At 42.8% G+C, this 26,999-nt stretch carries 23 protein-coding genes; 15 read left to right on the top strand and 8 right to left on the bottom strand.

Annotated elements, in window-relative coordinates; all coding sequences use genetic code 11:
* Positions 1 to 66: 66 nt before the first annotated feature.
* From IGK61_RS14050 to IGK61_RS14035, 4 genes are read right to left on the bottom strand one after another with little or no spacing between them, the layout of a single operon-like run.
* Positions 67 to 711, bottom strand: coding sequence for an ECF transporter S component (locus tag IGK61_RS14050; RefSeq protein WP_005228527.1), 645 nt, complete (start codon positions 709 to 711; stop codon positions 67 to 69).
* 2 nt (positions 712 to 713) lie between these two features.
* Positions 714 to 1,271, bottom strand: a complete 558-nt coding sequence (gene coaC / locus IGK61_RS14045; protein ID WP_005228528.1) for a phosphopantothenoylcysteine decarboxylase — start codon at positions 1,269 to 1,271, stop codon at positions 714 to 716.
* A 31-nt stretch (positions 1,272 to 1,302) separates the two neighbouring features.
* Entirely contained in the window at positions 1,303 to 2,052 is a 750-nt protein-coding gene (coaB, locus tag IGK61_RS14040) for a phosphopantothenate--cysteine ligase (RefSeq protein ID WP_074535480.1), read from the bottom strand.
* The gene (locus tag IGK61_RS14035; RefSeq protein WP_074535481.1) at positions 2,049 to 3,038 is read right to left on the bottom strand and encodes an acrylyl-CoA reductase family protein; all 990 of its coding nucleotides are present in this window, start codon (positions 3,036 to 3,038) and stop codon (positions 2,049 to 2,051) included. Before IGK61_RS14035 ends, coaB begins: the two co-directional genes overlap by 4 nt.
* A gap of 386 nt (positions 3,039 to 3,424) precedes the next feature.
* Here IGK61_RS14035 and IGK61_RS14030 point away from each other — a divergent pair, with 386 nt between their 5' ends.
* The 7 genes from IGK61_RS14030 to IGK61_RS14000 all read left to right on the top strand — a co-directional run bounded on the left by IGK61_RS14030 (position 3,425) and on the right by IGK61_RS14000 (position 11,483).
* Entirely contained in the window at positions 3,425 to 3,967 is a 543-nt protein-coding gene (locus tag IGK61_RS14030) for a helix-turn-helix domain-containing protein (RefSeq protein ID WP_015510239.1), read from the top strand.
* Between the two features lie 16 nt (positions 3,968 to 3,983).
* Positions 3,984 to 5,072 (top strand): ABC transporter ATP-binding protein, encoded by a 1,089-nt coding sequence (locus IGK61_RS14025; protein WP_005228533.1) that lies wholly within the window; start codon positions 3,984 to 3,986, stop codon positions 5,070 to 5,072.
* Positions 5,073 to 5,084: 12 nt separating this feature from the next.
* A complete protein-coding gene (locus tag IGK61_RS14020) occupies positions 5,085 to 5,894 on the top strand; it encodes an ABC transporter permease (protein WP_005234157.1) in 810 nt (269 codons plus the stop codon).
* Complete coding sequence (locus IGK61_RS14015) at positions 5,891 to 6,727, top strand: ABC transporter permease (protein WP_005228535.1); 837 nt, start codon at positions 5,891 to 5,893, stop codon at positions 6,725 to 6,727. The genes IGK61_RS14020 and IGK61_RS14015 overlap by 4 nt, the downstream gene beginning before the upstream one ends.
* Complete coding sequence (locus IGK61_RS14010) at positions 6,724 to 7,797, top strand: ABC transporter substrate-binding protein (protein WP_005234158.1); 1,074 nt, start codon at positions 6,724 to 6,726, stop codon at positions 7,795 to 7,797. Before IGK61_RS14015 ends, IGK61_RS14010 begins: the two co-directional genes overlap by 4 nt.
* 441 nt (positions 7,798 to 8,238) lie before the next feature.
* Positions 8,239 to 9,996: a 1-deoxy-D-xylulose-5-phosphate synthase gene (locus tag IGK61_RS14005; protein WP_074535482.1), complete on the top strand. Its 1,758-nt coding sequence runs from the start codon at positions 8,239 to 8,241 to the stop codon at positions 9,994 to 9,996.
* 290 nt (positions 9,997 to 10,286) lie between these two features.
* On the top strand, positions 10,287 to 11,483 hold the full coding sequence (locus IGK61_RS14000; protein ID WP_074535483.1) for an MFS transporter: 1,197 nt from the start codon (positions 10,287 to 10,289) through the stop codon (positions 11,481 to 11,483).
* A gap of 87 nt (positions 11,484 to 11,570) precedes the next feature.
* Here the strand turns inward: IGK61_RS14000 and IGK61_RS13995 are convergent, their stop codons facing one another.
* On the bottom strand, positions 11,571 to 12,455 hold the full coding sequence (locus tag IGK61_RS13995) for an AraC family transcriptional regulator (RefSeq protein WP_074535484.1): 885 nt from the start codon (positions 12,453 to 12,455) through the stop codon (positions 11,571 to 11,573).
* 132 nt (positions 12,456 to 12,587) lie between these two features.
* Between IGK61_RS13995 and bglB the strand changes: the two genes are divergently transcribed.
* Positions 12,588 to 13,694: a beta-galactosidase BglB gene (gene bglB, locus IGK61_RS13990; protein ID WP_438844951.1), complete on the top strand. Its 1,107-nt coding sequence runs from the start codon at positions 12,588 to 12,590 to the stop codon at positions 13,692 to 13,694.
* A gap of 39 nt (positions 13,695 to 13,733) precedes the next feature.
* On the top strand, positions 13,734 to 14,045 hold the full coding sequence (gene rhaM, locus IGK61_RS13985; RefSeq protein WP_074535486.1) for an L-rhamnose mutarotase: 312 nt from the start codon (positions 13,734 to 13,736) through the stop codon (positions 14,043 to 14,045).
* A 156-nt stretch (positions 14,046 to 14,201) separates the two neighbouring features.
* On the opposite strand, the gene IGK61_RS13980 is transcribed toward rhaM, so the two are convergent.
* Genes IGK61_RS13980 through IGK61_RS13970 form a run of 3 tightly spaced genes read right to left on the bottom strand, consistent with a single transcriptional unit; the run spans position 14,202 to position 18,044 of the window.
* Positions 14,202 to 15,653: a response regulator gene (locus IGK61_RS13980; RefSeq protein WP_074535487.1), complete on the bottom strand. Its 1,452-nt coding sequence runs from the start codon at positions 15,651 to 15,653 to the stop codon at positions 14,202 to 14,204.
* Positions 15,650 to 17,419: a sensor histidine kinase gene (locus IGK61_RS13975; protein WP_074535488.1), complete on the bottom strand. Its 1,770-nt coding sequence runs from the start codon at positions 17,417 to 17,419 to the stop codon at positions 15,650 to 15,652. Before IGK61_RS13975 ends, IGK61_RS13980 begins: the two co-directional genes overlap by 4 nt.
* Positions 17,388 to 18,044, bottom strand: a complete 657-nt coding sequence (locus IGK61_RS13970) for a DUF624 domain-containing protein (RefSeq protein WP_010749870.1) — start codon at positions 18,042 to 18,044, stop codon at positions 17,388 to 17,390. Before IGK61_RS13970 ends, IGK61_RS13975 begins: the two co-directional genes overlap by 32 nt.
* Before the next feature lie 264 nt (positions 18,045 to 18,308).
* Between IGK61_RS13970 and IGK61_RS13965 the strand changes: the two genes are divergently transcribed.
* The 6 genes from IGK61_RS13965 to IGK61_RS13940 all read left to right on the top strand — a co-directional run bounded on the left by IGK61_RS13965 (position 18,309) and on the right by IGK61_RS13940 (position 26,901).
* Complete coding sequence (locus IGK61_RS13965) at positions 18,309 to 19,619, top strand: ABC transporter substrate-binding protein (RefSeq protein WP_074535489.1); 1,311 nt, start codon at positions 18,309 to 18,311, stop codon at positions 19,617 to 19,619.
* A gap of 188 nt (positions 19,620 to 19,807) precedes the next feature.
* Positions 19,808 to 20,767: a carbohydrate ABC transporter permease gene (locus IGK61_RS13960; protein ID WP_016608843.1), complete on the top strand. Its 960-nt coding sequence runs from the start codon at positions 19,808 to 19,810 to the stop codon at positions 20,765 to 20,767.
* 3 nt (positions 20,768 to 20,770) lie between these two features.
* Positions 20,771 to 21,604, top strand: a complete 834-nt coding sequence (locus tag IGK61_RS13955; protein WP_005234188.1) for a carbohydrate ABC transporter permease — start codon at positions 20,771 to 20,773, stop codon at positions 21,602 to 21,604.
* A 75-nt stretch (positions 21,605 to 21,679) separates the two neighbouring features.
* Positions 21,680 to 23,293, top strand: a complete 1,614-nt coding sequence (locus tag IGK61_RS13950; RefSeq protein WP_074535490.1) for a glycosyl hydrolase family 28 protein — start codon at positions 21,680 to 21,682, stop codon at positions 23,291 to 23,293.
* A 421-nt stretch (positions 23,294 to 23,714) separates the two neighbouring features.
* On the top strand, positions 23,715 to 24,968 hold the full coding sequence (locus IGK61_RS13945) for a glycoside hydrolase family 28 protein (protein ID WP_074535492.1): 1,254 nt from the start codon (positions 23,715 to 23,717) through the stop codon (positions 24,966 to 24,968).
* Between the two features lie 418 nt (positions 24,969 to 25,386).
* Positions 25,387 to 26,901 carry an extracellular solute-binding protein gene (locus tag IGK61_RS13940; RefSeq protein WP_074535493.1) on the top strand — a complete coding sequence of 505 codons (1,515 nt, stop codon included), beginning with the start codon at positions 25,387 to 25,389 and terminating at the stop codon, positions 26,899 to 26,901.
* Positions 26,902 to 26,999: the final 98 nt, after the last annotated feature.

Below are 26,999 nucleotides of genomic sequence, written 5' to 3'. Positions count from 1 at the left end.
GTCACTCAAAAGGGAAGCGACCGCCTAAGTTAGCCAAAAAGCTAACTTTGGGCGGTCGCTATTTTTTTAGATACGATTTTTTTTGCGGTTCATGACTAAGCGTAAAAGGACGGTTCCAACTGCCATCGTGGCGATTCCCGCTACAATGGCTTCAGGTACACCTTGGGCGAAGATTACACCCAAAATCGCTGCATAGACAGCATTGCCAGCTTTCCCCACAACCTCCGCATATTCTTGCTGGAACAAGAAGTAGATCAAGTTCATTACCAGGATCGTATTCGTCAAGCCTCCAGCGACACCAGCAATCAGTAGCGAAAGACTTTGCTGTTTGTTTTTCCAGATTTTTTGACAGCCTTTGTACACAAAGTAAGGAACGACACCAATCAAAATACGAGGAATCAACGCTACGAGGATCGCTTTCCAGCTTCCTTGATCACTCCCATAAATCGGTACGAAAGGGGAGAAGACAAAAGAAAGCGGGGTGATGATCCAGGTCGAACGCACCATACTGATGATCCCAAAGGCGCCGCCTAAAAAGCCGCCGATCCGAGGTCCCAATACAATGGAAGCGATGATGACAGGAATGTGCATCGTTGTCGCATTGATTGGTCCTAAGGGAATAAACCCAAGAAAGGGAACCGATGCTAAAAGAATCAAGATTCCTAAAAAGAAAGCTGTTAAGACAAGTTCAAAAGTTGATATTTTTTTCATTGTTAGACACTCCGTACTTCCAAAGCAGTCAATGCTTTTTCAAGAATCGTTTCTGTTGCTGCTAATGCGCCTCTGCCGAAATCACCGCAAGCCAGTAACGCTTCACGGGGTTCAATCTCTTGGAAGCCGACTTCTTTCAAAATCCCCAAATTTCTTTGAACAATCGGGTTTTCGTACATGACGGTATTCATGGCTGGCGCAATCAAGCGGGGAACGGATAACGGCAACGCTAAGGCAACTGTTGAGATCAAATCATCGGCTATCCCATGCGCCAGCTTGCCAATACTGTTGGCACTGGCTGGGGCGAGCAAGAAAAGATCGGCTTGTTTGGCTAGTTCAATATGATTGATCCGATCTGGTTGACGTTCTTGCATAACATCGACATGGATCGGGCGTTTGGATAATGACTGTAACGTCAAAGGCGTAATAAATTGTGTGCTGTTTTGAGTCATTAAGACATCCACTGCATAGCCCTTTTTGGTTAATTCATTGGTTAGGTCGGCTGCTTTGTATGCAGAGATACTGCCGCTGACGCCAAGCAGAACGTGTTTTTGTTTCATGTTTCTTTCTCCTTTTCTAAAAAACATCTAGCTAAGCACGCAGGTCATTGCGTAATGTGTCAACGATCAAGGTTGCGATCTCAGCTTTTGTGCGGCCAGTCCCGATTTGTCCTTCTTGTGTCAAAAGGTGTCCGACATGCTGGTTTCCAGAAATTTGCGTCAAGTCGTTGGCCAACACATAATCCGCTTGGCTAGCCAGCAGACTTTTTCGTGCGACCGCAAACAACTCGGCTTCCGCTACGTCTACTAATAATTTGAATCCGACTAATAAGGTTGTCGGCTGTAATGCTTTGATGGTTTGGATCACTTTCGGGGTTTTCTTCAACACTAAAAACAAATGATCAGTATTGGAAGAAACTTTGCCTGCCGTTGTTTCAGATTGTGTGAGCACGTGTGCCATCAATGCCGGAGTGACCTGGTTGTCATAAGCTGGTAGGGCATCGTTGATTGCTTCATAAAACGCTGCTTCTGAAAAATGAGCAGCAGGGGTGAAATCACTGACTGCCATACTGTGGATCACAGCAGCATACGAATGGGTCGTCAATAAATCGGTCAACTGCGTCAACAAGTCCGTGGTCCCTTCAATGAAATGACAGGTAACGCGTGGATCGGTCGGCGGTTGTTTGGCAGTTTTCGTCGTAACGTAATCGATGGCCACCTCAGGGTATTGCAGCCATTCCTTGGCAATGGCTTGACCAAGTGAGCCCGTGGAATGATTCGTGATTGCACGGACATCATCGATTTTTTCGGAAGTACCGCCAGCCGTAATCAAAATTCTCATTGCGCTTGTGACACCTCAACGATCGTCCGTCCTTGGTGCGTACCAGCTAATAAAGCTGCCAATGTTTCTGGCAAGTCTTCCAAAGTGATGGCTTTCGTGTAAAGCTGATCGATCACATTCCACTCACCCGCTAATTTCTCCCATAATGCCGAGCGGATCTCATGGGAAACATTGACCGAATCGATCCCAATTACGCGAATCCCACGCAAAATAAATGGTAAGACAGTCGTTTCGATTTTGATTCCACCAGCATTGCCGCATAAGAAGGCACCGCCCCCATACGCGATTTGCGGAAGCACTGCCGCAAGCAATGGACCGCCAACTGTATCGATGACCGCTGCAAACGTTTGTTTTGCTAATGGTTTGACCTTTTCTGGTACCACGTCATCAGGACTGACGATTTTCGCTGCGCCTAGGTCCAACAACCATTGCGCATCGGTTTTCCGAGATAGCGCCACTATATTTGTATAGCCCAGTTTTTTCAATAAAGCAATGCTGACACTGCCGACGCCACCGCTAGCACCTGTCACCAAAATAGCAGCGTCTTTTGCTAAGTGCAGCTGTTCTAATTCTTGCACCGCTAAAGCTGCTGTGAACCCAGCAGTGCCATAGGTCATACTGTCTTTTGCTGAAAAACCAGCAGAACGTTTCACGAGCCACTCGGCTGGGACCCGTTGAAATTGACTGTAACCGCCTGGGTGAGAAACCCCTAAGCCATAACCTGTCACTAAGACTTGGTCGCCTGGGGCAAAATCAGCAGACTGACTGTCCACGACTTCCCCTGCTAAATCGATTCCCGGCGTCATCGGATACGTGCGGATCACGCCGCCATTTTCTTTTGCTGCCAAGGCATCTTTGTAATTGACATCTGAGTAATCAACACGGACAAGCACATCGCCTGCTGGCAGCTCGTCAAGGGTTGCAGTTGTGAGTGAAGCAGTAAAATTTGGTTCATTCATGACACGAAAGGTAGAGAAATTCGTCATTTCAGACACTCCTTTGATGGTTTGTACTCATAATACCATAAGTTTTATTTTTTTAACCAGTGAAGCAAGAAAAGGCAGGTCTTCTTATCAAAAAATCAGCAAAAACAGATCATTATTAAATCTACCTTTTCTTCGTTAAAATAGAAGTTGTTCTTTTAAACCTTTAAAAAGCGAAAATGCCGGGACCACAAATCGTTTCCTTTATAACACAAGCGTTTAGCGTCACTCCTTTTTTTGATCAGGGAGAAAAGAATTCAAAAAAATGAAGAAAAAAGGCTTGTGTTTTTTGCAATTATTTGTATACTAGAAAAAGTGAAATTAAACATGAAGTTTACTTATAGCAAACTTTTTTATTTGAAGTTGTGTCAATCAAAGGGGGAATGAACATGGAGATTGGCGAGAAGCTGCGCAATTTGCGCGTTCAAAAGAATTTGACCCAAGAAGAATTAGGCGAGCGGACCGATTTGACGAAAGGCTATATCTCACAGTTGGAACGTGATTTGAGTTCGCCTTCTATGGAAACTTTTTTTACGATCTTAGAAGTTTTAGGCGTGACACCAGAGGAATTTTTCCGAGAAGAAAATGCGCAGCATCAAGTGGTTTATCGCGAAGAAGACAGCACGCTTTATTATGATGAAGAAAATGGCTATGAATTGAAGTGGCTGATTCCCGATTCCAATGAAAAAGAAATGGAGCCAGTCTTGCTGACCTTTGATAAAGCGGGCGAATACAAGACCTTTGAACCATCGTTAGCAGAAACATTTATCTATGTCTTAGAGGGCAGTGTGGCCTTGACACTAGGAGAAACGCAGTACAAGGCTCGTAAAGGCCAATCGATTTATTATCAGGCGACTGAGCCGCATCAATTAAAAAATATTGCGGGCAAAAAAAGCCGTGTGCTTGTAGTCGTGACAGATTCTTATTTATAGTACAGGAGGAAAGAGTGTGGGAAAAACAATAATTTCATTCAACAATGTGGTGAAGCGATTTGATGATGATGAAACAGTTTTGAAAAAAGTGAGTTTTGATATTGAAGAAGGTCGCTTTTATACATTGTTAGGTCCTTCAGGTTGTGGAAAAACAACCATCTTACGCATCATTGCGGGTTTTTCGGACGCAACAGAAGGCGACGTTTATTTTGATGGACAAAGAATCAATGACGTTCCTGCCAATCAACGGCAAGTGAATACTGTCTTTCAAGATTACGCCTTATTCCCACATATGAACGTTTTTGAAAATGTGGCATTTGGTCTGCGAATCAAAAAATTACCAAAAGATGAAGTGAATAAAAAAGTCTTAGAAGCGTTGCGGCTAGTGCAGCTTCCTGGTTATGAGAATCGTGAAATCAGCGAAATGTCTGGAGGACAACGCCAACGGGTCGCAATCGCACGAGCGATCGTCAATGAGCCCAAAGTATTGCTTCTTGATGAACCCTTGTCCGCATTGGATTTGAAATTGCGAACCGACATGCAATACGAGCTGCGGGAATTGCAGCAGCGACTAGGCATCACCTTTATTTTTGTCACCCATGACCAAGAAGAAGCGTTGGCGATGAGTGATGAGATTTTCGTTATGAATAAAGGGAAGATCGTCCAAAGCGGCACACCAGTGGATATTTACGATGAACCAATCAACCATTTCGTGGCGGATTTTGTCGGTGAAAGCAACATCGTCACAGGTACGATGATCGAAGACAACTTAGTGGAGTTTGTCGGCAAGCAATTTGAATGTGTCGATGGCGGGATGCGGCCGAATGAAGCTGTTGAGATCGTGATCCGTCCAGAAGATTTGAATTTGACGACGGCGGAAAAAGGCAAGCTGGTCGTTGAAGTAGACACGCAATTGTTCCGAGGCGTGCATTACGAAATCATTTGTTACGATGAACAAGGCAACGAATGGATGGTTCACTCTACAAGAAAAGCCACTGAAGGAAGCAAGATCGGGCTTTCCTTTGAACCAGAAGACATCCACGTCATGCGTTTCAATGAGTCCGAAGAAGATTTTGATGCTCGTTTAGAGAGCTACGAAGATTAGGAGGGAAAGCTAATGACGAAAATGCGTCGTTTTTATGCGATACCCTATGTCTTTTGGTTATTGCTATTTGTTATTGCACCAGTCTTATTGATCATCTACCAATCTTTTTTTGATATGAACGGCAACTTTTCGCTGGTCAATTATCAAAGCTACTTAGGTTCGGGAAAATATTTGATCATGACCTTAAACTCGGTTTGGTATGCCTTTTTGATCACCTTGATTACCTTAGTGATCAGCTACCCGACAGCGTATTTCTTAACTAAGCTGCGCCACAAAGATTTGTGGCTGCTGTTGATCATCTTACCAACGTGGGTGAACTTATTGTTAAAAGCCTATGCGTTTATTGGGATTTTCGGCATTCATGGCAGTGTCAACAACTTCCTAGAAATCATGGGGGTTGGACCAAAGCAGATTTTGTTTACTGACTTCAGCTTTTTGACGGTTGCCGTCTATATCGAACTGCCCTTTATGATCATGCCAATTTTTAATGCCTTAGAAGAAATGAATCCCTCTTTGATCAGTGCCAGTCGCGATTTAGGGGCAAACAGCTATGATACGTTTCGACGAGTGATTTTCCCTCTTTCGTTAAACGGGGTAAAAAGCGGCGTCCAAGCCGTCTTCATTCCATCGCTCTCCCTCTTCATGTTGACCCGTTTGATTGGGGGCAATCGCGTGATTACGCTTGGTACGGCGATCGAGCAGCACTTTCTTGTTACCCAAAACTGGGGCATGGGTTCGACCATCGGCGTCATTTTGATCATCGCTATGTTCCTCGTGATGCTGTTTACGGGAGAAAAGAAAAAAGGAGGGCAACGTAAATGAAAAAATTTCGCTGGTCGAATCTTTATCTGATCGTCGTCTTTATTCTTTTGTACGTGCCGATCTTTTATTTGATTTTCTATTCCTTCAATGAAGGAGGCACCATGAATGCTTTTACGGGTTTCACTTTTGAACATTACCAATCCGTCTTTCAAGATACCCGCTTGATGATCATCGTGTTGAACACCTTTATGCTGGCATTTTTATCAGCATTATTGGCAACGATCATCGGGACATTTGGAGCGATGGGCATCTACTATACCCGCAAACGTCGAACGAGAACGGCATTGTTGAGTTTGAATAATATTTTGTTGGTTTCACCAGATGTCATCATTGGTGCCAGCTTCTTGATTTTCTTTACGATGATCGGCAACTTGTTCCGTGGGTTTAGCTTAGGCTTTTTCAGCGTATTGCTTTCGCATATCGCCTTTAGTATCCCGATCGTGGTGTTGATGGTCTTGCCGAAACTGCAAGAGATGAACGATTCAATGATCGATGCTGCCCGTGATTTAGGCGCGAATAATTTTCAAGTCATTAAAAATATCATTTTGCCTTTCTTGACACCGGGCATCATCGCCGGCTATTTCATGGCCTTTACTTATTCACTCGATGATTTTGCCGTGACATTCTTTGTGACAGGCAATGGCTTTAGTACCTTATCGGTAGAGATCTATTCTAGAGCACGTCAAGGAATCAGTTTAGAAATCAATGCATTAAGTACACTTGTCTTCTTATTCTCCATGATCCTGGTGGTAGGTTATTACTTTATCAGTAAAGAAAACGGCGCGAAGAAATTGCGTAAAAACCGCCGTGTGGAGGTGGCAAATCTGCGATGAAACGACTACAATCTCTGATTATCGGTATTGTTGCGATCGTCCTGATCTTGCTCTTTGGTGTCCGTGAATTGGAACGCACCTCTGGTATGGCAGGTGCTGAGGTCGTCAACATCTACAACTGGGGCGACTACATCGACCCTGATTTGATCAGTAAGTTTGAAGAAGAGACTGGCTACAAAGTCAATTATGAAACCTTTGACTCAAATGAAGCGATGTTCACGAAGATCCAACAAGGCGGTACGTCCTATGACATCGCCATACCGAGTGAATACATGATTGAGAAAATGATGGAACAAAATCTTTTAAAACCATTGGATCACAGCAAAATCAAAGGGCTAGACAATATCGACCCTCGCTTTTTAGACCTGAGTTTTGATCCGGGCAATCAATATTCGATCCCTTATTTCTGGGGAACACTGGGGATCGTCTATAACGATAAATTCTTTGATGAAGGTGAGATCACCCAATGGGACGATCTTTGGAAACCCGAATTAGCAAACAGCATCATGCTGATCGATGGCGCGCGTGAAGTAATGGGATTAGGTTTGGACAGCTTAGGCTATTCTCTAAACAGCAAAGACGATGATCAGTTGCAAGAGGCATTCAATAAGCTTCGGACCATGACCCCAAACATCAAAGCCATCGTCGCAGATGAAATCAAGATGTACATGGCCAATGAAGAAGCATCGGTTGCGGTCACATTTTCTGGGGAAGCAGCCGACATGATGTACGAAAATGAACACATTCATTATGTGATCCCTTCGGAAGGCTCCAACTTGTGGTTTGATAATATGGTCATTCCTAAGACCTCACAAAACGAAGCCGGCGCTTATGCCTTCTTGAACTTTATGCTGGAACCCGAGAATGCTGCACAAAACGCAGAATACATCGGCTATTCCACACCTAACCAAGAAGCCATGGCCTTACTGCCAGACGAGATCACCGAAGACGAACAATTCTATCCATCCGATGAATTAATGGAACACCTCGAAGTCTATGAAAACTTAGGTGCTGAGTATCTGGGCATCTATAATGATTTGTTCTTGGAATTGAAGATGTATCGGAAATAAGCAAACTGCCATTAAGCAGGGAATGGATCCTGTTTAATGGCAGTTTTTTATAATTTACTATGACATATCAAATGAACCTCTAGCAATATGTATTAGAAAAGAAAATTTATAGAGAATAAACCTGCAATTGTTTCAATAATTAGAAAAAATCAACCTCGTTTTGTTCAAAATGTTTCAAAAACCACTTGACCTAAAGTCAACTCTAGGTGGTATCTTTTTAGATAGAAGAAATGAGCAGCGATGGTTAGATCTAAGAAAAATCACGATTTCCCTTTAGGATAATTTGCTATTTCTTGGTTTGACAGGAATTTAAAAAAGAGCGTCCAGCTCCGATTGCCGCTTTTTTCATTCCAGAAAACGATCCACTCATTTCGACTTCGTGTCTTTTTCCTTGTGAGTAAACACACGAACCATTCAAACATTTTTACAGGAGGTACGTACATGTTATTAGAAAAAATCAAAAGCCCCAAAGCGTTAAAAGAATTGACCAGTGGGCAACTTCAAGAACTGGTAGTAGAAGCACGAACTGCTTTATTGGAAAAAATCAGTCACCATGGGGGGCACAATGGCTCCAATCTGGGGATGGTCGAGATGACGATCGCGTTGCATAAAGTCTTTGATTCCCCCACCGATAAGCTGATTTTTGATGTGTCTCATCAGACCTATATCCACAAAATGCTGACGGGACGCGCCCATGCCTTTCTTGATGCTATGCAGTATGATGCGGTTTCTGGTTACACGAATCCGAAAGAAAGCGAGCACGATCTCTTTACGGTCGGTCATACCTCCACCTCAGTTTCGTTGGCAAATGGTGTGGCGAAAGCCCGTGACCTAAAAAATGAAACGTATAACGTCGTTGCCGTCATTGGCGATGGTTCTCTATCAGGTGGCTTAGCGTTTGAAGGCTTGAACAATATCGTGGAATTAGGCACCAATACCATCGTGATCCTCAACGACAATGACCAATCGATCGCGGAAAACCATGGAGGGATGTATCAAAATTTACGGACATTGCGGGAAACCAAGGGGCAAGCAGCAGACAATCTGTTCAAAGCGATTGGTTTTGAGTACCACTATTTAGATGAAGGAAATGACCTCGCTGCCTTGATCGCTTTATTTGAAAAAGTGAAAGACATTGATCATCCTGTTTTATTACACATTCATACGATCAAAGGCAAAGGCTTCAAGTTTGCGGAAGAAAATCGTGAAAAGTTTCATGCAGGTGGTCCCTTTCGTTTAGAAACAGGCGAATATATTTCTGCTGGGGGCAATCAAGTAACCTACAACAGCTTAACAACGGATTATTTATTAGAAAAAATGGCGACAGATCCTAAAGTCGTGGCAGTAAACGCTGGTACACCGATGCTGCTTTTTTCTCCAGAACAACGAGAAAAAGCAGGTAAACAATTTGTAGATGTGGGTATTGCAGAAGAACATGCGGTATCGATGGTTGCTGGGTTAGCAAAAAATGGAGCGAAACCTGTCTGGGCCGTTTTTTCTACCTTTATGCAACGTAGTTTTGATCAAATTTCCCATGATTTGGCCCTAAATCATCTGCCTGGAACGATTCTGGTATACGGTGCATCGATTCATGGAATGAATGACGAGAGCCATTTGGGAATTTTTGATATCCCATTTTTGGCACATATTCCCAACCTTGTTTATCTTGCGCCAACCTCTAAAGAAGAATATCTAGCAATGTTGGATTGGTCGCTGGAACAAACCAACGCTCCAGTTGCGATCCGGGTACCGGTTGGACCTGTCAACGAAACGGCAGTGGCAGCCTCTACTGACTACAGCAATCAAAAAAATGAGGTGACTCAAGCTGGCACGCAGGTAGCCATCGTCGGTGTCGGAAACTTTTATGCGCTAGCAGAAGAGATCGCTGAACAATTGGAAATGCAACATGGAATTACCCCAACGGTGATCAATCCTAAGTTTATTTCAGGGGTCGACAAAGAGTTGCTGGATGCTGTGGCACGAGCGCATAAACTCGTTGTCACGTTGGAAGACGGCATACGAGAGGGCGGCTATGGACAAATGATTGCCAGCTATCTTGGTGATCGTGAGATTGCCGTCAAAAACTATGGCTTAGAAAAGAAATTTTATGATAATTACCGAGCAGCGGACGTTTTATCTGAACTTGGTATCACTGCTGAGGCAATTACGAAAGATGTCATAGAACAGCTGCAGAAATAAGTTCTCTTAGGGTGTCTTGTGTAGCTGATAGGATTGATAAAAAATGAATGATCGAAGGAAACCTTGCAGAAAAACAGACTGCAAGGTTTTTTCGCAGACTATCGGTGACGATCTGCAGCAAATGCAGAAGACCAATGCTTTTCAAGCATAAATTCTCAGCGTAGGAAGCATTGGTCAAATGCTGGCGATCCAGCAAATAATAAAGAGGTAGGAAAAGATTGCTTTGGTGTCTTATCCGGTTGAGCTCAGAGAAACAAAAAAAGTATTTTGTAAAAAGAAAAGGGGTAACTATGAAATTTTTTTCAATGAAGTTGCTGGCACTGTTGTCGGTGGCAATGGTCGTCTATTCGGCACCGGCGATTTCTGCCAATGTTCCAGCGATTGCGGCAAGCTTTCCAGAAGTAGATGCGGTCTACGTCGGGTTACTGACCACGATTCCGTCATTGTTTCTTTTGCTGGGGATTTTTACTACTAGCATGATCGAAAAAAGGATCGGCAAAAAATACACGATGGTCACCGGCTTGGTCATTGTGGCGATTTTTGGTACGCTGCCGGCATGGTATCAGGGGAGCTTTCCCGTCTTGTTTCTTTCGCGCGCGATTCTTGGCTTCGGGATTGGCTTATTCAATCGTTTGGCGATTCAAATGATTAGTTTGTTGTTTCAAAATGAGCCGCAAAAGAAAGCTAAGGCTCTTGGGTTAGAAAGTGCCGTCGGTGGTTTAGGCGGTATCTTTATGACTTTGCTGGTAGGACAGCTAGTGAAGATCAGTTGGGAGATCTCTTTCTTCGTTTATGGCTTTGCCTTGATCAGTCTCTTTTTTGTTCAGGTATTTATTCCCAACGAAACAAAAGGGATCACTGATGAGGCTCTGATAGCGAACGTCACGGTTTCAACAGAACGGAAACAAAAGTCATTTGTTTTGGGTGTGCTCTTGTTTCTGATCGTTGTCTTGTTTATCAACTACAATCTGCAGATCACCCCGTTGTTGTTGGAAAAAGGAATCGGTGATGCGACCGATGGCAGTAACATGATCGCCGCCATTGCGACGGGGGCATTTATCGCAGGCAATGCCTTTGGCTTGATATATAGCCGCCTACATCGCTGGTTGCTGCCCGTTGCGGCATTGCTTGCAGGAAGCAGCATCTATTTAACCTATCCCTTGCAGACGCTGGGGCTGCTCTTGGGTTGTTCTTTACTACTAGGCTTTGCCTTTCGCAGCATCATGCCTTTTTTCACCCACTTGCTGACGACTGGTGGTGAAGCGGAAGCTAAGTTTGGCACGATCGTCTCGATCGTTGCATACAATTTAGGGGTCACGTTAGCACCTTATGCATCACGCTTGCTGATACTAGTCAGCGGCAATGAAACAGCAGGGATGCAGATGATCCTGTCAGGGGTCTTGTTGGTTATGATTGGGATTGTCTCAGGGATCAGCAATCGCTATTTTCTTTATTTCGAGCGGGGAACTTCTGAGGAACTTGGGTAGCTGTTTTTAAAAGATTGAATGAAAAACTCTCTTACGATCGTCAATGTAAGAGAGTCTTTTTTGTAAGCAAATCTTTTCATCGGCTTGCTATTTTTTCCCTGCAAAATGCGTAAAACGAACAAATTGATTTTGGGCTTCTTCTTGTAAAAATTCTTTTGGTGTCAACTGAAATTCTTGTTTGAAGCAGCGTAAAAAATGGGTATAGGAGTTGAAGCCGCAAGCTTCGTAGGTGGCGGTGGCGCTTCTGGTTTTACGTAAAATTTCTTTGCTCTTTAAGAGTCGTTTCTTGACGACATAGGCATGAAAGGCGACGCCAGTTTCTTTTTTGAAGGTCCTTGAAAGCGAGTATGGGCTCATGAAAAGGGCTTTGGCGACGGTCTCTAAGGAGAGATCAGCGGTCAAATGCTGATTGATATAGGTAATGGCAGCCAAAATGTCTTTATTTTTGTAAAGTGAATCGGATAAAAACAGCGGTTCTTTTTCCTGATAGGCAATCGTATTGATGGAAATCAAAAACGCGATCAAATGATTTTGATAAAGTAAGTCAGTGCCATAATTGCTATCCGTTTTTTTGCGCAAAGGTCGCAATAGCTGGTCTAGTTGGTCGGCATCGATCGATAAAATACGACTGTTGATGCCGCCGTTGCTACGAAAACAGGCAGTGAGATCTGTTTGGGTAGTGGAGAGGGCAGCGAGATAACTAGGATTGATATACAGGTAAGTTCGCTCGAAAAAATCAGAAGTTTGATGGACGATTCGATGCAAGACATTCGGAGGAATCAAGATGATCGTACCAGGTTCTAGAGGGAATTCTCCGCCATCGATAAAGAAGACCGCTGATCCTTTTAAGGTACAGTGAATCTCATAAAAACTATGGTAATGATAAAGGGTATTGTTTTCTTCTACGATGTCTTTGATATGAAAGGCCTCAAAGCGATCGTTGATCATCGTGTCCGCACTTTGCTTCTCCATGATTGGCTCCTTTCGTGCTCGTTTGATTTTATCATACAAGAATAGATAGTAAAGTGTCAATAACTGCTATTTTTGTGTAAATGTAAGCGTGTTACGATCAATCTATCAAAGAGAAATGAGAGGATGAACCCAATGGTGATTTTAGAACAGTTATTTGTGGAAAAACGTGTCGTGGAAGAAAAAATTGATCGCATGATCGAAAATTTAACGACGATCAAGGATGATAATGGTGAATTTTTATTAGACTTTGACGGCTTGATCGTTGATGATAAAAGCTGGGGGATTTGGAACTGGCCGCAAGGGGTGGGACTATATGGCATTTATAAAAACTACCAAATCACCAAAAATCCTAAAGCGCTCCAAGTTGTGGAAGAATGGTTTGAGCAGCGCATGTTAGAAGGCGCGCCCCCTAAAAATGTCAACACGATGGCGCCGCTTTTGGCAATGGCGTATCTTTATGAAGACACCAAAGATTCTCGGTACTTGGCTTACCTTGAACAATGGGCGGAATGGGTCATGCATGATATGCCGCGAACCGACGAAAATGGTCTGCAGCATGCGACCTATGGACCAGAAAATCGCAACCAGCTTTGGGACGATACCTTGATGATGACTGCTTTGCCTTTGGCGAAAATTGGCATGTTGCTGAATCGTCCGGCTTATATCGAAGAAGCAAAACAACAATTTATGATCCATATCAAATACTTAGTGGATAAAAAAACTGGGCTTTGGTTCCACGGCTGGACCTTTGAAGAACGCCACAATTATGCACAAGCGCTTTGGGCAAGAGGCAACTGCTGGATCACCATTGCGATTCCTGAGATCATTGAAATTCTCGACTTGCAAGAAGGAGATGCGTTACGTAGCTTCTTGATCAATACCCTCTTAGACCAACTAACTGCCTTGCAAGAAATGCAAGATGAAAGTGGCCTGTGGCACACCTTGTTAGACGATCCTAGCTCGTATGTGGAGGCTTCCGCAACGGCTGGTTTTGCCTATGGGATCTTAAAAGCTGTTCATAAGCGTTACATTGACAAAGCTTGGGAAGATGTTGCCTATAAAGCTTTAGCCGGTTTGATCGAACAAGTCGCAGAAGATGGAGAAGTCCAAAATGTTTCCATCGGTACTGGAATGGGAGAAGACTTGGCGTACTACAAAAACATTGCGATTACGGCGATGCCTTACGGGCAATCACTGACAGTCTTAGCATTTACTGAACTATTGGTTTCATTTTGTTAAGTTAAACACCTTACGCAATAAAGAGAGGAGCAAACAAAGATGATCAAAAAAGCGATTCGGATGAAGCTACATCCTGGATATGAAGCAGAATATGAAAAACGGCATCGCGAACTATGGCCAGAACTAAAAGAGCAGCTCATAGCACACGGGGCGAAAAGATACCAGATTTTCTTAGATCCAGAAACCCTTGCGTTGTTTGGCTACCTTGAGATTGAAGATGAAACCCGCTGGCAGCAGTTAGCGGCAACCGAGATCAACCAAAAATGGTGGCATTACATGGCAGAACTCATGGAAACAAATCCTGATGATTCGCCAGTGACACAGGAGTTAAAGGAAGTCTTTACGCTGTAAGCTAGACAAAAATGCTCATTCCTTAAAACGAACACGGTCGCATCAGTTGTTTGACATCAATCACTGGTTAGTCAAAGAGGTAGTTCGCTCACATTCGTGAGCGGACTACCTCTTTTGTTGAAATAGCAAAACAATGCTTTCGTTATAGAAGAAACGTTAAGAGAGAAGGGCTTTTTCTTGCTGCTTCAAAAATTTCTTTGGTGTCATACCAGTAATCTTTTTGAACGTTTGAACAAAATATTCAGGCGCATTGCTAAAGCCCGTCATCGCTGCCACTTCGTATACTTTGTAGTTTTTCTTCAGCAGTTCTTGTGCTTTTTGGATGCGGTATTCGGCTAATTTTTGATTGAAGCGAATCCCGGTTTCTTTGTAATAGGTTTTTCCTAAGTATTCAGGATTTAAGTACAAAAGATGGGCTGCGATCCATTTCAATGACAATGCTTCATGGTCATAATATTCTTCGATGATCAGGTTGACCTTTTGGGACAGCTGCATGTTCTCGCTATCATCTAAGCTGCCCCGCATCAAATCGATACAGTGAAGCAGCATAAACTGGAGTTCGTGCCAATTATTCAAGAGCATGATCTTTGGGGAATAGTCATCAAAGTAGATGTCTTTTTTGATGCGATGGTTTTCAAAAATTGCCGATAACAAATCGTTGACCTGCAGCCGCAATAGTTGGACAGGGTAAAGCTCCATGCGACAGGTAGAAAAAAAGTTTTCCGTAAGAACTTGGGCTAAAGTCAGTTCGCCTTTGTCGATCAATGCCAAAAGTTTTTCACGGTATTCCATATAGAGACTATTTTCATAGACATTTTCTTGTGAGATTTGGGCTTCTTGGATGACTTCAAAGGTATCAAAATAAAACTCCTTATCCAAGTTCCGCTTGCCTAAATGATAACTGAGTAAAAATTTTTCGGGAGTTTCGACCCAGCAATTGATGGCGATCCCTTTTCCTAGATGCGCAGCCTGTACCTTCGTTTTAAAAAAGAGATTAAAGGTATTTTCCGTACTGAAGTTCAGGATATAGCCAACTTTGTTTTGATGACCGATCACCAACTCGTGATGGTTCTCATAGCTTTCGATCCGCTTAGCGATGGCGTGATAGAATTTCGAATCAAATAAGTACATACAAAATGGAAAAACGAACGATTCAGGCAGCGGTTCTTCTCCGCAGCTATTGATGTATTGTTCAATTTGTTGTTTTAAATAGAGGCTAGATTCCATTTGGCGACGTTCAGAGCGTTCGATCGTCTCAGCCAACGCTTCTGAAAGCTTGCTCGGAAAAACAGGTTTTTCAAGGAAAAATTTGACCCCTAAAGCCATCGCTTCTTTGGCAAAGGAGAAGCTACCAAAGCCTGTCAAAATAATGATTTGAATCGCAGGATTGATGGCTTTTAATTTTTTGATCAAGGCAAGTCCATTGACTTTAGGCATATTGATGTCGGTAATCACGATGTCGATGGTGTTTTGCTGACAAAATGCCAAGGCTTCTTCACTGTCTGTGTAAATTCCTTTGACCACTAATGGGAAATCAAAAGAAGCAACGAGGTTAGCCACACCATTTGCTATCAAGGGTTCATCGTCAACAACGAGGATATTTTTCATGTTTCACTCACTCCTTTCAAGGGGATCACAAAGCGCACCGTCGTCTTTTTGAAGGGAATCGAGGAGACGATGGCTAACGACGCTTGATCACCATAATGCAGTTGCAATCGTTTTTGAATATTGGTCAATCCGATGCCGCCTTCTTTTTCAATCGAGAAGTTGGCTTTAAAACCAGGGCCATTGTCAGAGACACTGACTTGGAGAAAGGCTGCTTGTTGTTCAATCGTAAGGACGAGGCGACACGTCTCCTTCATATCATTGACGGCGTATTTAAAGACATTTTCAATCAATGGTTGAATCAGTAACTTAGGAACCTTAAAGGACAGGTCATTCACCAAAATTACTTCGATATACTCGATCCGTTTCCCGAAGCGAACGTTTTGAATATTGATATAGGCATGCACGATATCTAACTCATCTTGCAGCGTCGTGAAGTCAGACTTGGTATCGATTTTTTTACGAAACAAATAGGCAAGGGAGGTGACCATCTCTGAGATCTGCCACTGCTGATTTTCAATGGCGATCCAATTGATCGAGTCTAACGTATTGTAGAGAAAATGTGGATCTAATTGCGCTTGCAATCCCTTAAATTCGATTTCTTGGGACAAAATACGCATTTCATAATTGTCCTTGATCAAGGCATTTAATTCATCGATCATCGTATTGTAGCTTTCGTAAAGGACCATGATCTCTTCTTGACTATTTTCTGGGACAGCGAGGGTCTTTAAAGAGGCCAGTTTTTTCGTTTTCCGCAGAACGGCCATTTGCGAAGCCAAGTCAGCTAAAGGACGGGTCAGCTGATTGCTTATTTTCCGAATCACAACAATAATCAAACATAAAAAAGGCAAACTCACAGCGATGGAAAGGCCTTGTAGTTTATAAAGATCCGCTAAGACTTGGTTTTCAGGCAGTAAATAAATGAAGGTCATATTCGGCATCGTCTTCCGATCCATTGCATAGTAGTACTGGCGATTATCAAACGTCATGGAGCCGATCGATCGCTGGAAGGTTCCCATTTTCTGCTGCAAGGTATTTTGATCCGCAGCGAGGGTTTGCTCGTCATTTGCGGTACTATAAAATTGGTTCTGATACGCCATGAAAAATTGGTTTTGTTCAGAGACAATAGGAAGACTTTCGATCTCGTTACGAAAGAAGGACGTATTGACTAGAAATATCACCGTACCAATATAGGTTAAAGAAAGATCGGCTGTTGAATAGATTTTTCGCAGGTAGACACCTTGAGAAAGGTCTTTTGCAAAAAACCAACTCCCTTTGGCAGGCTTATCGGGCAAAGTCTCGATCATATCTTTGATGGTTTGGCCATTAAAGATATGGTCGGTCTCGGCTAGAAAGTTGATCATGTTTTCGTTCGTTGGGGTAAAGAGATAGACGTTTTGAATCGTTGATTCATTGCGTACGAGGGCGTTGATTTCTGCACTTAAGGCATTCTTTTGGTCGATCGCCTCTAAGGATTGCAAGGAATCTTGTGCCAAGATCCTTTGTAGGCCATTTTGGATCGGTGCACTATCGATAATGCGAAAAGAGAGGGTTTCGACGGCAGTTAAACGTTTGGCGATATTTGTTGAAATGATCGAGACATCTTTATACGCGGCTTCTTTCAGCTGCGCCATGTAGACTTGTCGCCAAACTAAGGTCAGGAGAACAGCCAATGAGACGATAATTGCCACCGTTGCAAAAAAGACAAAATGTAACTGTCGCTCAAAAGGCTGCTTTTTAAAGTGATTGATCAGCTTCTGGGACTTCATGGACACTGCCTCGCTTTGCTTGCAATTGTTTGGTTTTTTCAATCATCTGACCATGAAAAAATTCAGCGAAAAACAAGAAAATCACCAGTCCAAAGACGAGTAACAAGGAGGTTTTGGCAGTCAATAAGAGAAACAATAAATACCAGGTAAACAACAAGGCAAGGCCTTGCAGTGGGTAGCGAAAGACTAGAAAGATACTGACGTACAAGGTCTGTTTCCAAGCGTGTTGTTCGGCTTTGGCATAGGTCATAAAGCTGATGAATGCAGTGTAAAGGAGGAGAATCGTTAAAAGTAAATAGACAGGGCGCAGCCAAGCCATTTCAGTCGGGAAAAAATGAGTAATCCGTAAGTTAAACAACAACAGGAGTACTGTACTTAATAATCCGATGCCAAAAAGGGAAAAGGTGCGAAAGGCTTGCTTGTAGGCTTGCCAGAAGGCAACAGCTGAATAGTCATGACCAGTTTTACGAAAATCATGTAAACATTTGATCGTGACAGCGGTGGCAGGACCGAAGCCAAAAATCCCCAACCCTAAAAGGGTAAAGAAAAGCCATAAAAGGTTTAATTTAGCAAAATAAGCTGTTACCGTAAAAAGACGAAACAGTCCGGTTTGTATTTTTTTCATTGTTTCCACCTACCTTGTTTTTTGAAAAGTAAGCCTTTTCAACGCTAGTATAGCATAGTATATTGGAAAAAATAGAGCATGTCTGTTTTTTTACATTTTTCATCTGTTTTTCTATTTTTTTCTAGCTATTGCCGGTGAAGGCTTAGCCTTCAGCAAAAACGACAGTCTAGTTTTTCACATATTTGCTCTTGTTTTTTCATTTTTATTAACGAGGATTTCCATTACAATCACCTTGTAAGCGCAAACAAAAAGGAGTGTAGAAGAATGAAGAAAACTTTTTTAAAAGCAGCGAGCTTGTTGTTTCTTGGTGCGACCTTAGCAGCTTGTGGCAACAACGGCAATAGTAGCGGAAGCTCAGAAGCTGATGCAGATGGGAAAACGACGATTTCCTTTACCTGGTGGGGCTCAGAAGTCAGACACGAGAAGTATATCGAATCGATCAAAGAATTTGAGAAACAAAATCCTGACATCAAAGTTGAATATGAGTATGGTTCTTGGGATGACCATTGGAAAAAACTAGCGACAAAAGCGGCTTCTGGTGAATTACCTGATGTGATCCAGATGGATGTGCAGTACATTGCGCAATATGGAACGAAAAATCAATTAGCAGATATGTCGGAATTTATCGGCAATGAGATTCAAACTGATGATATCAAAGAGTCGATTTTAGCAACTGGCGAGTTAGATGGAAAAGTTTTTGGCATACCAACTTCTGTCAATACTATGGCGATGCTCTACAATCCATCATTAGTAGAACAAGGGGGCACCGGGATCGACTTTAGCAATTATACCTTTGATGACCTTGTAGAAAGTACGGCAGCGATCGCTGAAGCAACCGGTGATTACGGTTGGAATGATAACAATGACAACAGTACGATTTTGCAATACTTTTTACGTACTAAAGGCGAAGATCTATACCAATACGATGCAGACGGCAAACCAGAGATCGGTTTTACCAAAGAAAACTGGGTTGAATTTATGGGGGCTATCGCGGACCTTACGGAAGCCAAAGCAATGCCAACCGCAGAAGTGACTAGCAATGCCAACAGTATGGATCAATATCCGTTTTCACAAGGAAAAGCAGCTTATATGATGACTTGGTCCAATCAATACTTGACCTATAAGGCCTCCGCCGCAGAAGATGTCGAAATCAACTTGGCTCGTCCATTCGACTCAGAAAACGGGGCGATGGCGTATCGACCAGGGTTCTTTTATTCGATCGCGAATGCTTCTGAATCAAAAGAAGCAGCTGCGAAGTTTGTTGACTTTTTAGTGAATAGTGAAGAAGCCAATAAGATCATCGGTACTGAGCGGGGGATTCCTTCCAATGATGCCATCAAAGAATTGCTTTATGCCGACATGACACCAGAAGAACAAGAGTCCTCTGATTTCTTAGATGATATTGCAGACATCGTCGGTGATCCATCCCCAATCCCACCAATTGGGTTTGCTGAAATCAACACGTACTTTAAAGAGCTGTACGCAGAGATCACTTATGGCACGATGACATCAGAAGAAACTTATGATGCCTTTACGCAACGCTGCGAAGAAATTTTTTCAGAAAACTATCAATAAGCATAGCTGCGGCGCCTTTACTGACTTTTTCAGTAAAGGCGTTTTTTTAGGAGAAGCAATGGAGGAAAAAATATAGGTCCTCTAGTTTTTCACATTTCTGTGCTTTTTTTTCTATTCATTCTTAAGAAGCACTTCGTTAAAATCAACTTGTAAGCGTAATCAACTATAGGAGGTAGGAAGTGAAAATTATGGAACTACAATCAAAATCACCCACGGCAAAAGAACCTGGGAAACTCAAAAGCTGGTTTAATCGATTACCAGAATCAAAACAGAATATGGTTACAGGCTACTTATTTATCTCACCCTTCATCATTGGCTTTTTTGCTTTTATTATCGTCCCGATGGGGATTTCTCTTTTTATGTCTTTTCATGACTATGATTTATTGACAGAGGCGCAATTTGTTGGCTGGAATAACTTTAAGACGATTTTTACGAATGATCCCAAGTTTGTTCAGTCACTGACTGTTACGCTGAAATATGTTGTGTTGGCAGTCCCTTTACGGCTGATCGTCGCATTAGCAGTGGCGATGCTGATCAACCGCCCATCGAAATTAAGCGGCGCTTATCGGGTATTATTTTATATCCCTTCGATTTTAGGTGGGAGCGTGGCGGTCTCGATCATGTGGCGGAATCTTTTTGGCGATTCAGGGTTGATCAATGGCGTGCTAGCGGCGATCGGCTTAGACCCGATCTACTTCTTTAAAAGTCCTGGCTTAGCATTGATGACCTTGATTTTATTAGCAGCGTGGCAATTTGGCTCGTCGATGTTGATTTTCTTATCCGGTTTGAAAAATATTCCGAAAGATTATTACGAAGCGGCGGAAATTGATGGGGCAGGAAAAATCAGACAGTTTTTCAATATCACGGTCCCAGTCCTGACGCCAATCATCTTTTTCAATCTGATCTATCAAACGATCATGGCCTTTTTGACGTTTACACCTGCGTTTATCATTTCGAACGGGACGGGTTCACCCCGTAACGGCACGTTAGTCTATTCCTTGTACATGTATCAACGAGCCTTTACCGATTTCAAAATGGGCTATGCTTCAGCCTTAGCGTGGATTTTACTGGTCATCGTTGGGTTGATTACGATTCTGTTGTTCGCAACATCGAAATTTTGGGTGTTTAAAGAAAACGAGGAGGTTTGATTGATGCGTGAACAAAAACAAAATTATTTCTTTGATGCCGTGATCTTAGTTGCTGCATTACTGATGCTTTATCCGATTTTCTGGCTGCTGTTTAGTGCCTTTAAACCTAGTAGTGACATTTTTCGAACGGCAACGGAGTTGATCCCCCGAAGCTGGACGTTAGAAAATTTTACCAAAGGGTTTGAAGGGATCGCAGGGATTCCCTTCATTCGCTATATTTTCAACTCGTTGCAAATCGCGTTGATTTCAATGGTAGGGGCGGTCTGTTCTTCGGCTGTCATTTCTTATGGATTTGGTCGAATTCCTTTCAAAGGAAAAGGCTTTTGGTTTGCTTGTATCTTGGTCACGATGATGTTGCCGCAAGAGATCATCATGGTGCCTCAGTATCTTTGGTTTAATCAATTAGGCTGGCTTAACTCGATTCGTCCGGTAACCGTTCCTTCATACTTCGGACAAGCTTTCTTTATTTTCATGATGGTTCAATTCGTCTCTGCGATCCCGACAGATTTAGATGAAGCAGCAAAAATGGACGGCTGTGGACGGGTCGGTATTTTCTTCCGCGTGATTCTACCGTTGATGAAGCCTTCCTTGGCAAACGCTGCGATCTTCTCTTTCTATTGGAAATGGGAAGAACTGATCGGACCGATGCTGTACCTTACACGTCCGCAAAACTACACAGTATCGATTGCCTTAAAGCAGTTCCTAGATGCTAGCAGCACCTCCAATTGGGGAGCGATGTTCGCGATGTCTGTCGTCTCCTTGCTGCCTGTGTTGATCATCTTCTTTATTTTCCAAAAATACATTGTTGAAGGCATCAGCACGACGGGTCTTAAATAAGTGTGGAAAAAGATATTCGCTGTTTTGGAATATCTTTTTTCTATTGAATGAATTCGTTGAAGAAAGGACAAACCGATGGAACCATTTCAAGTAATTGATTTTCATGTCGTACCAAGCACGATCGGCGCTCATCAAGCGACCCTTATTTGGGAGAAGCCGCTACACGCTCAAGCTATTTTTGGTTATCAATTGTTTTTAGACAACGATTTGATCCAAACCAGACCAACAAACAAGACGCATTGGACGTTGACAAACTTATCTGCCGATCAAACGTATCAAGTAACGATCATCTGCCTCGATCATCAGGGGTGCCTGCTTACAAATACCGCAGTCACGACGACCTTTCGTACAAAGAAAAAAAGTGTTTTGTTAGATGTTACGCAAGCACCCTACCATGCTGATAGCGCAGGCAAAGAAGATAGTACCGCCATTCTCCAGCAAGCGATCAACGATTGCCCTAGCAATGGCACTGTCTGGATCCCAACAGGGGCGGTGATCCTTTCTGGTGCGTTGGAGCTAAAAAGCAATATGATTTTTCAGGTAGATGGCACATTGCAAGCAAGCCTCGACATAGAAACGTATCGGGTTGCCCCTCACGAGTATTTAGGAAGCGTGAATCAAGAGGGCTTACCATTAAGCCGTTATGAAGGCTGGGAATTGTTTTGCTTCCGTTCATTGATCAACATTGGGTATATCGATCGGGGCGATCGAGGGCGTATCGTTTGTGAAAATGTCCGTCTTTGTGGCAAAGGAACGATCATTGGTGGCGGGAATCCACTAGGACTGGCGATGCGAAACTCTTATGCAGACCGTGAACAGTATCCAGAATATGTTTCTGATGGAAAACCTGGAAGACGAGTAAGGGGACGTTTGATCTGTATGATGCAGGCCAAAAACATCCATTTGACAGAGCTGACGTTGATTGATCCACCATGCTGGACTGTCCATATGATTTACTGTGACACCGTTGTGACCCATGGAGTGAATATTCAGTCCAAAGGCATCGACAATGGCGATGGTTGGGATCCAGATTCTTCGCAAAATCTGCTGATTTTTGACACCGTTTTTGATACGGGTGATGATTGTATCGCAATCAAATCTGGCAAAAATCCAGAAGGAAATCAGATCAATAGACCAGCGAAAAATATTCGGCTGTTTGATTTGGCTATTCGTGGGGGACATGGCATCGCGATTGGTAGTGAGCAATCTGGTGGTGTCGAAAATATCTCCTTTCGAGATTGTCAACTGACCAATACGCTTTATGGGCTAGAATTGAAAGCGCAGAATGATCGTGGTGGCTATATTCGTCAAGTGACGATCACCGATTGCCTGTTGGATCGTTTCATGGCTCATCCTGTTGCTTACAATGCCGATGGTCAGGCAGCACAACAGTTACCGATCATTTCGGATATTTTGGTCAAGAATACCCGTATCGTAGGGCAGAACCCTTTGGTCGAGCTAAAAGGGTTTGTCGATGAACAAACACAGCAGGTTTCACTGATCCAACGCGTTGCTTTTGAGTCTGTTGCCTTTGAATCAGCTAAAGGGCAAAAGAAAATGATTTTTGAACAGTGTCAGGAGGTCAGCTTTAAAGAGGCAGCGATCATTGATCGAGCGGCCATAAGTGACGCAATAAGTTGCCAAGAAACAGTCGAACTATCCATGGTGGGGCAAAAGAAACGCACGTAGAACAAGCTTTTGAAAATGATCTGCGTTGGTTCTCCCAATGAGAAACAGTTAGTTAAGCACCTTATTTCCTCCATTGACAGGTTGCGCCTTTTTGCTTTTGTAGACAAAAAGGCGCATTTTTCTAACAAGAAAGGACGATGCAAAAAAAGACGATCCCCAGAAATCAAAAAGGACTTTCTTTTGCCGCTAAGGGGACTATAGTAAAGAATGTAGGAAAAAAGGACGCCAGAAAGCACATGGGAAAAGACAACGAGATGTGCCAAGAGGAATGCTTTACTTGATGGACAGCGCCAGTAAGCACCACTCAGTTCTATCCAACGAAATGATAGATGAAAAAAGATTGGTAGTGCGCAAATTTAAAGTCATGGGTATCGACAAACCTATTTGCAGCTTAAAACAAAAACATAGGAGGCAAGCAAGAATGGAAGACATCACGCAATTATTGCAACGAGAAATTGACCAAGCATCAACTGTGCAGGGAACAGTGATTACACCACCCGGCGCCTATCAAATCGGCGCATTGTTTTTAAAAAGCAATGTGCACTTGATTGTCTCAGAGGATACGATTCTGTATGGTAGTCAAGAACTGGCCGATTATCCCGAAGTAAATAATCGGGTCGCAGGGATCAATATGAAGTGGCCTGCAGCGATGATCAATATTTTTCACGCAGAAAATGTCATGATCTCTGGAAAAGGGAAACTTGATGGTCGTGGAGAAACATGGTGGCAAACGTTTTGGGGAACAGATGAAGCCAGCGGGATGATGGCGGATTATGCAAAGAAAGGCTTACGCTGGGCAGCAGATTATGATTGCAAGCGTCCACGGAATATCCTTGTTTATGAAAGTCAGCAAGTAACTATCAAAGATATTTCGTCGGTACAGTCGGGTTTTTGGAATACCCAAATTACGTATTCTCACCACATATTGATCGACGGCATCACGATAGACAATGGAAAAGGGCCTAGTACTGATGGCATCGATATTGATTCCTGTGAAGAAGTCACGATTCAAAATGCTCACATTTCCTGCAACGATGACAATATCTCGATCAAGGCGGGACGTGGAGCAGAAGCCATAGCCCAGCAAAGAAGCTGTCGGAAAATCACGATCAAAGACTGTCAGTTAGGGTATGGTTCAGGAATTGCTATTGGTAGTGAAACTTCGGGTGGGATCGAAGAGATCAAAATCCAAAAAGTCGTCTTTGAGCAAACTGGCGCAGGGTTTCGGATCAAATCCGCCAACAATCGAGGTGGATTTATACGCAAGGTCACTGCTTCGGATTTAACGATGAAGGATGTTGGCTTTCCTTTTCTCTTACAAACAAATTGGTACCCAGATTATAGTTATCCAGAACTGCCAGCTGATTATGAGGAAGAGATTCCCGACTATTGGCACAAATTGATGGTACACCCAGCTATTCCAGTAGGTCCAGCAAAGGTCTGCGACATTACTATTGAAAACGTGCAAGCTACCAAAACAGGACAACAAAGCGTGCGTGCTTTTTTCATCGAGGCCAGCCCAGCAGAACCGATCCGCAATCTAACATTAAAAAATCTTTCCATCCATGCCGACGAGTTCGGCAAGATTGCAGGGGTTGAGAACTTAAAGATGGTGGAAACGATCGTCACTGCGTTAGCGCCAACCTTGGATCAAAATGATGTGTATGAGCGGTAGTACTTTTTCTGTCAAATATGAATGAGTGGTGATCCGCTTAGTACTAAAAAACTGATGAATTATCAAAGAAGACCAATGAGTTGGTCTTTTTTTCATGATAAGATGTTCCCAAAGCTCTAACGAATAAGAACTTCAGTACTTAGGCTATGCTTTCTATAACTAGAATTTAAGAATGATAGGAATCAGAAAAACTGCGATAATAAGATTGATTGAGCGAACTAAGAACACGTAGAACTATTTATTCTTTTTCCTATAATTTACGTTACCTGCAAATGTAAAGCAAAACTCCCTATCTAGCCATATATCAACGATTAACAAAAAATGTCAATTGCTGGAAATCCTGCTTTTCGTTATGCTTTTGGTATTGAAAGCGGTTTATTTAATCGGGCTCAACAACAAAATCTAAGGAGGAAAAGTAGTGAAAAAATTAAGTACGATTCTTGGTTTAGGGTTACTATCAGTTGCCTTTTTATCGGCATGTGGGAAGGAGGAAGCAGGTTCCACAACAGATTATGATACGATTTCGATTTTATCGCCGTACATTGAAACTGAACCACCTGCAAGTGACAACGAGATTTTGAAGCAATTAGAAGCTTACACTGGCAAAAACATTGATATTACCTGGGCACCCAATACATCCTATGAGGATAAAATGAATATTACGTTAGCTTCGGATGATATTCCAGAAGTGATGGTCATTCAAGGAAAATCAGGAGGGTTTATCAAGTCAGCAGAAAATGGCGCTTTTTGGGATTTGACCGACTATTTAGCTGATTATCCTAATCTCTCTCAATCTAACGAGGATGTTTTGCGTAATTCTTCTGTGAATGGCAAAGTGTACGGAATTTATCGGAAACGTGATGCGATGCGGACGGCGGTGATCATCCGAAAAGATTGGTTAGAAAACTTAAACTTGGATGTACCCGAAACGATCGACGATCTCTATGAGGTTGCCAAAGCATTTACTGAGAACGATCCCGATGGGAATGGTGAAAATGATACGTTTGGTTTGATTATTCCCCAATGGCCTGGCTCGATCAATTCAAATAGTCCTTACGATGTGTTAGCTACTTGGTTTGGGGCAGGAAATGCTTGGGTGGAAAAAGATGGCACTTTAGAGCCATCCTTTATGCAACCAGAATACCTAGAATCAATGCAATTTGTTAAAGATATGGTGGAACAAGGCTATGTCAATCGTGATTTTGCAACTATGGCAGCAGATAAATGGGATGAGCCGTTTATCAATCGACGTGGTGGGATCATTATTGATACGTATTCACGAGCAGCACAAATCAGTAATAAATTATTGCAAGCTGGAGAAGAAGACCTCGTCGTCTTTACAGGGAATTTAAAAGATAATAGCGGTACGATGAATGCGTTACCGACAGATGGCTATTCTGGTTTCTTGGCGATTCCTAAGTCGAGTGTCCAGACAGAGGAACATCTAAAAGAGGTGTTGACGTTCCTTGATAAATTAAATGATAAAGAAGCACAGGTATTGCTGAACAACGGAATCGAAGGAATCAATTTTGAAGTAGTGGATGGAATGTCCGTGGCATTAGAAGGATCAGAAGCTGAAGCGTTAGCCAATGCGGTCAAAGGGTACTCACAAATTGGGATGAATGTAACGGAAGATACCCTGTACTATATTGCTAAGCCTGATACAGAAGCGGCTACTGAAAGCTATGAAAAACGATTGTCATTGATGGAAGCTGATTTAGAGCACGCTGTCTTTAACCCAGCAGCCTCCTATAATACAGATACGTATGTAACAAAAGGGGCACAGCTTGATCAGATCATTAGTGATGCGCGGGTTCAATTTATTGCGGGACAAATCGATGAAGCGGGTTGGGAAGCTGCGATCGAACTTTGGAAGAATCAAGGAGGCACGCAGCTGATGGAAGAAACGAATACCCTTCATCAAGCACAATAACGACAGTCGAAGAAGGTTGAGTGGATCTTGCTCTCAACCTTTTTCTTTTTCAATGATTTTTTTCAGCTAATTATTCAGCTAATAAAATGGAGTACTAT

The sequence above is a fragment of the Enterococcus sp. AZ063 genome (assembly GCF_051715045.1).
Classification (GTDB): Bacteria; Bacillota; Bacilli; order Lactobacillales; family Enterococcaceae; genus Enterococcus_D; species Enterococcus_D casseliflavus.
This window is presented reverse-complemented; position numbering and strand designations above follow the sequence as displayed.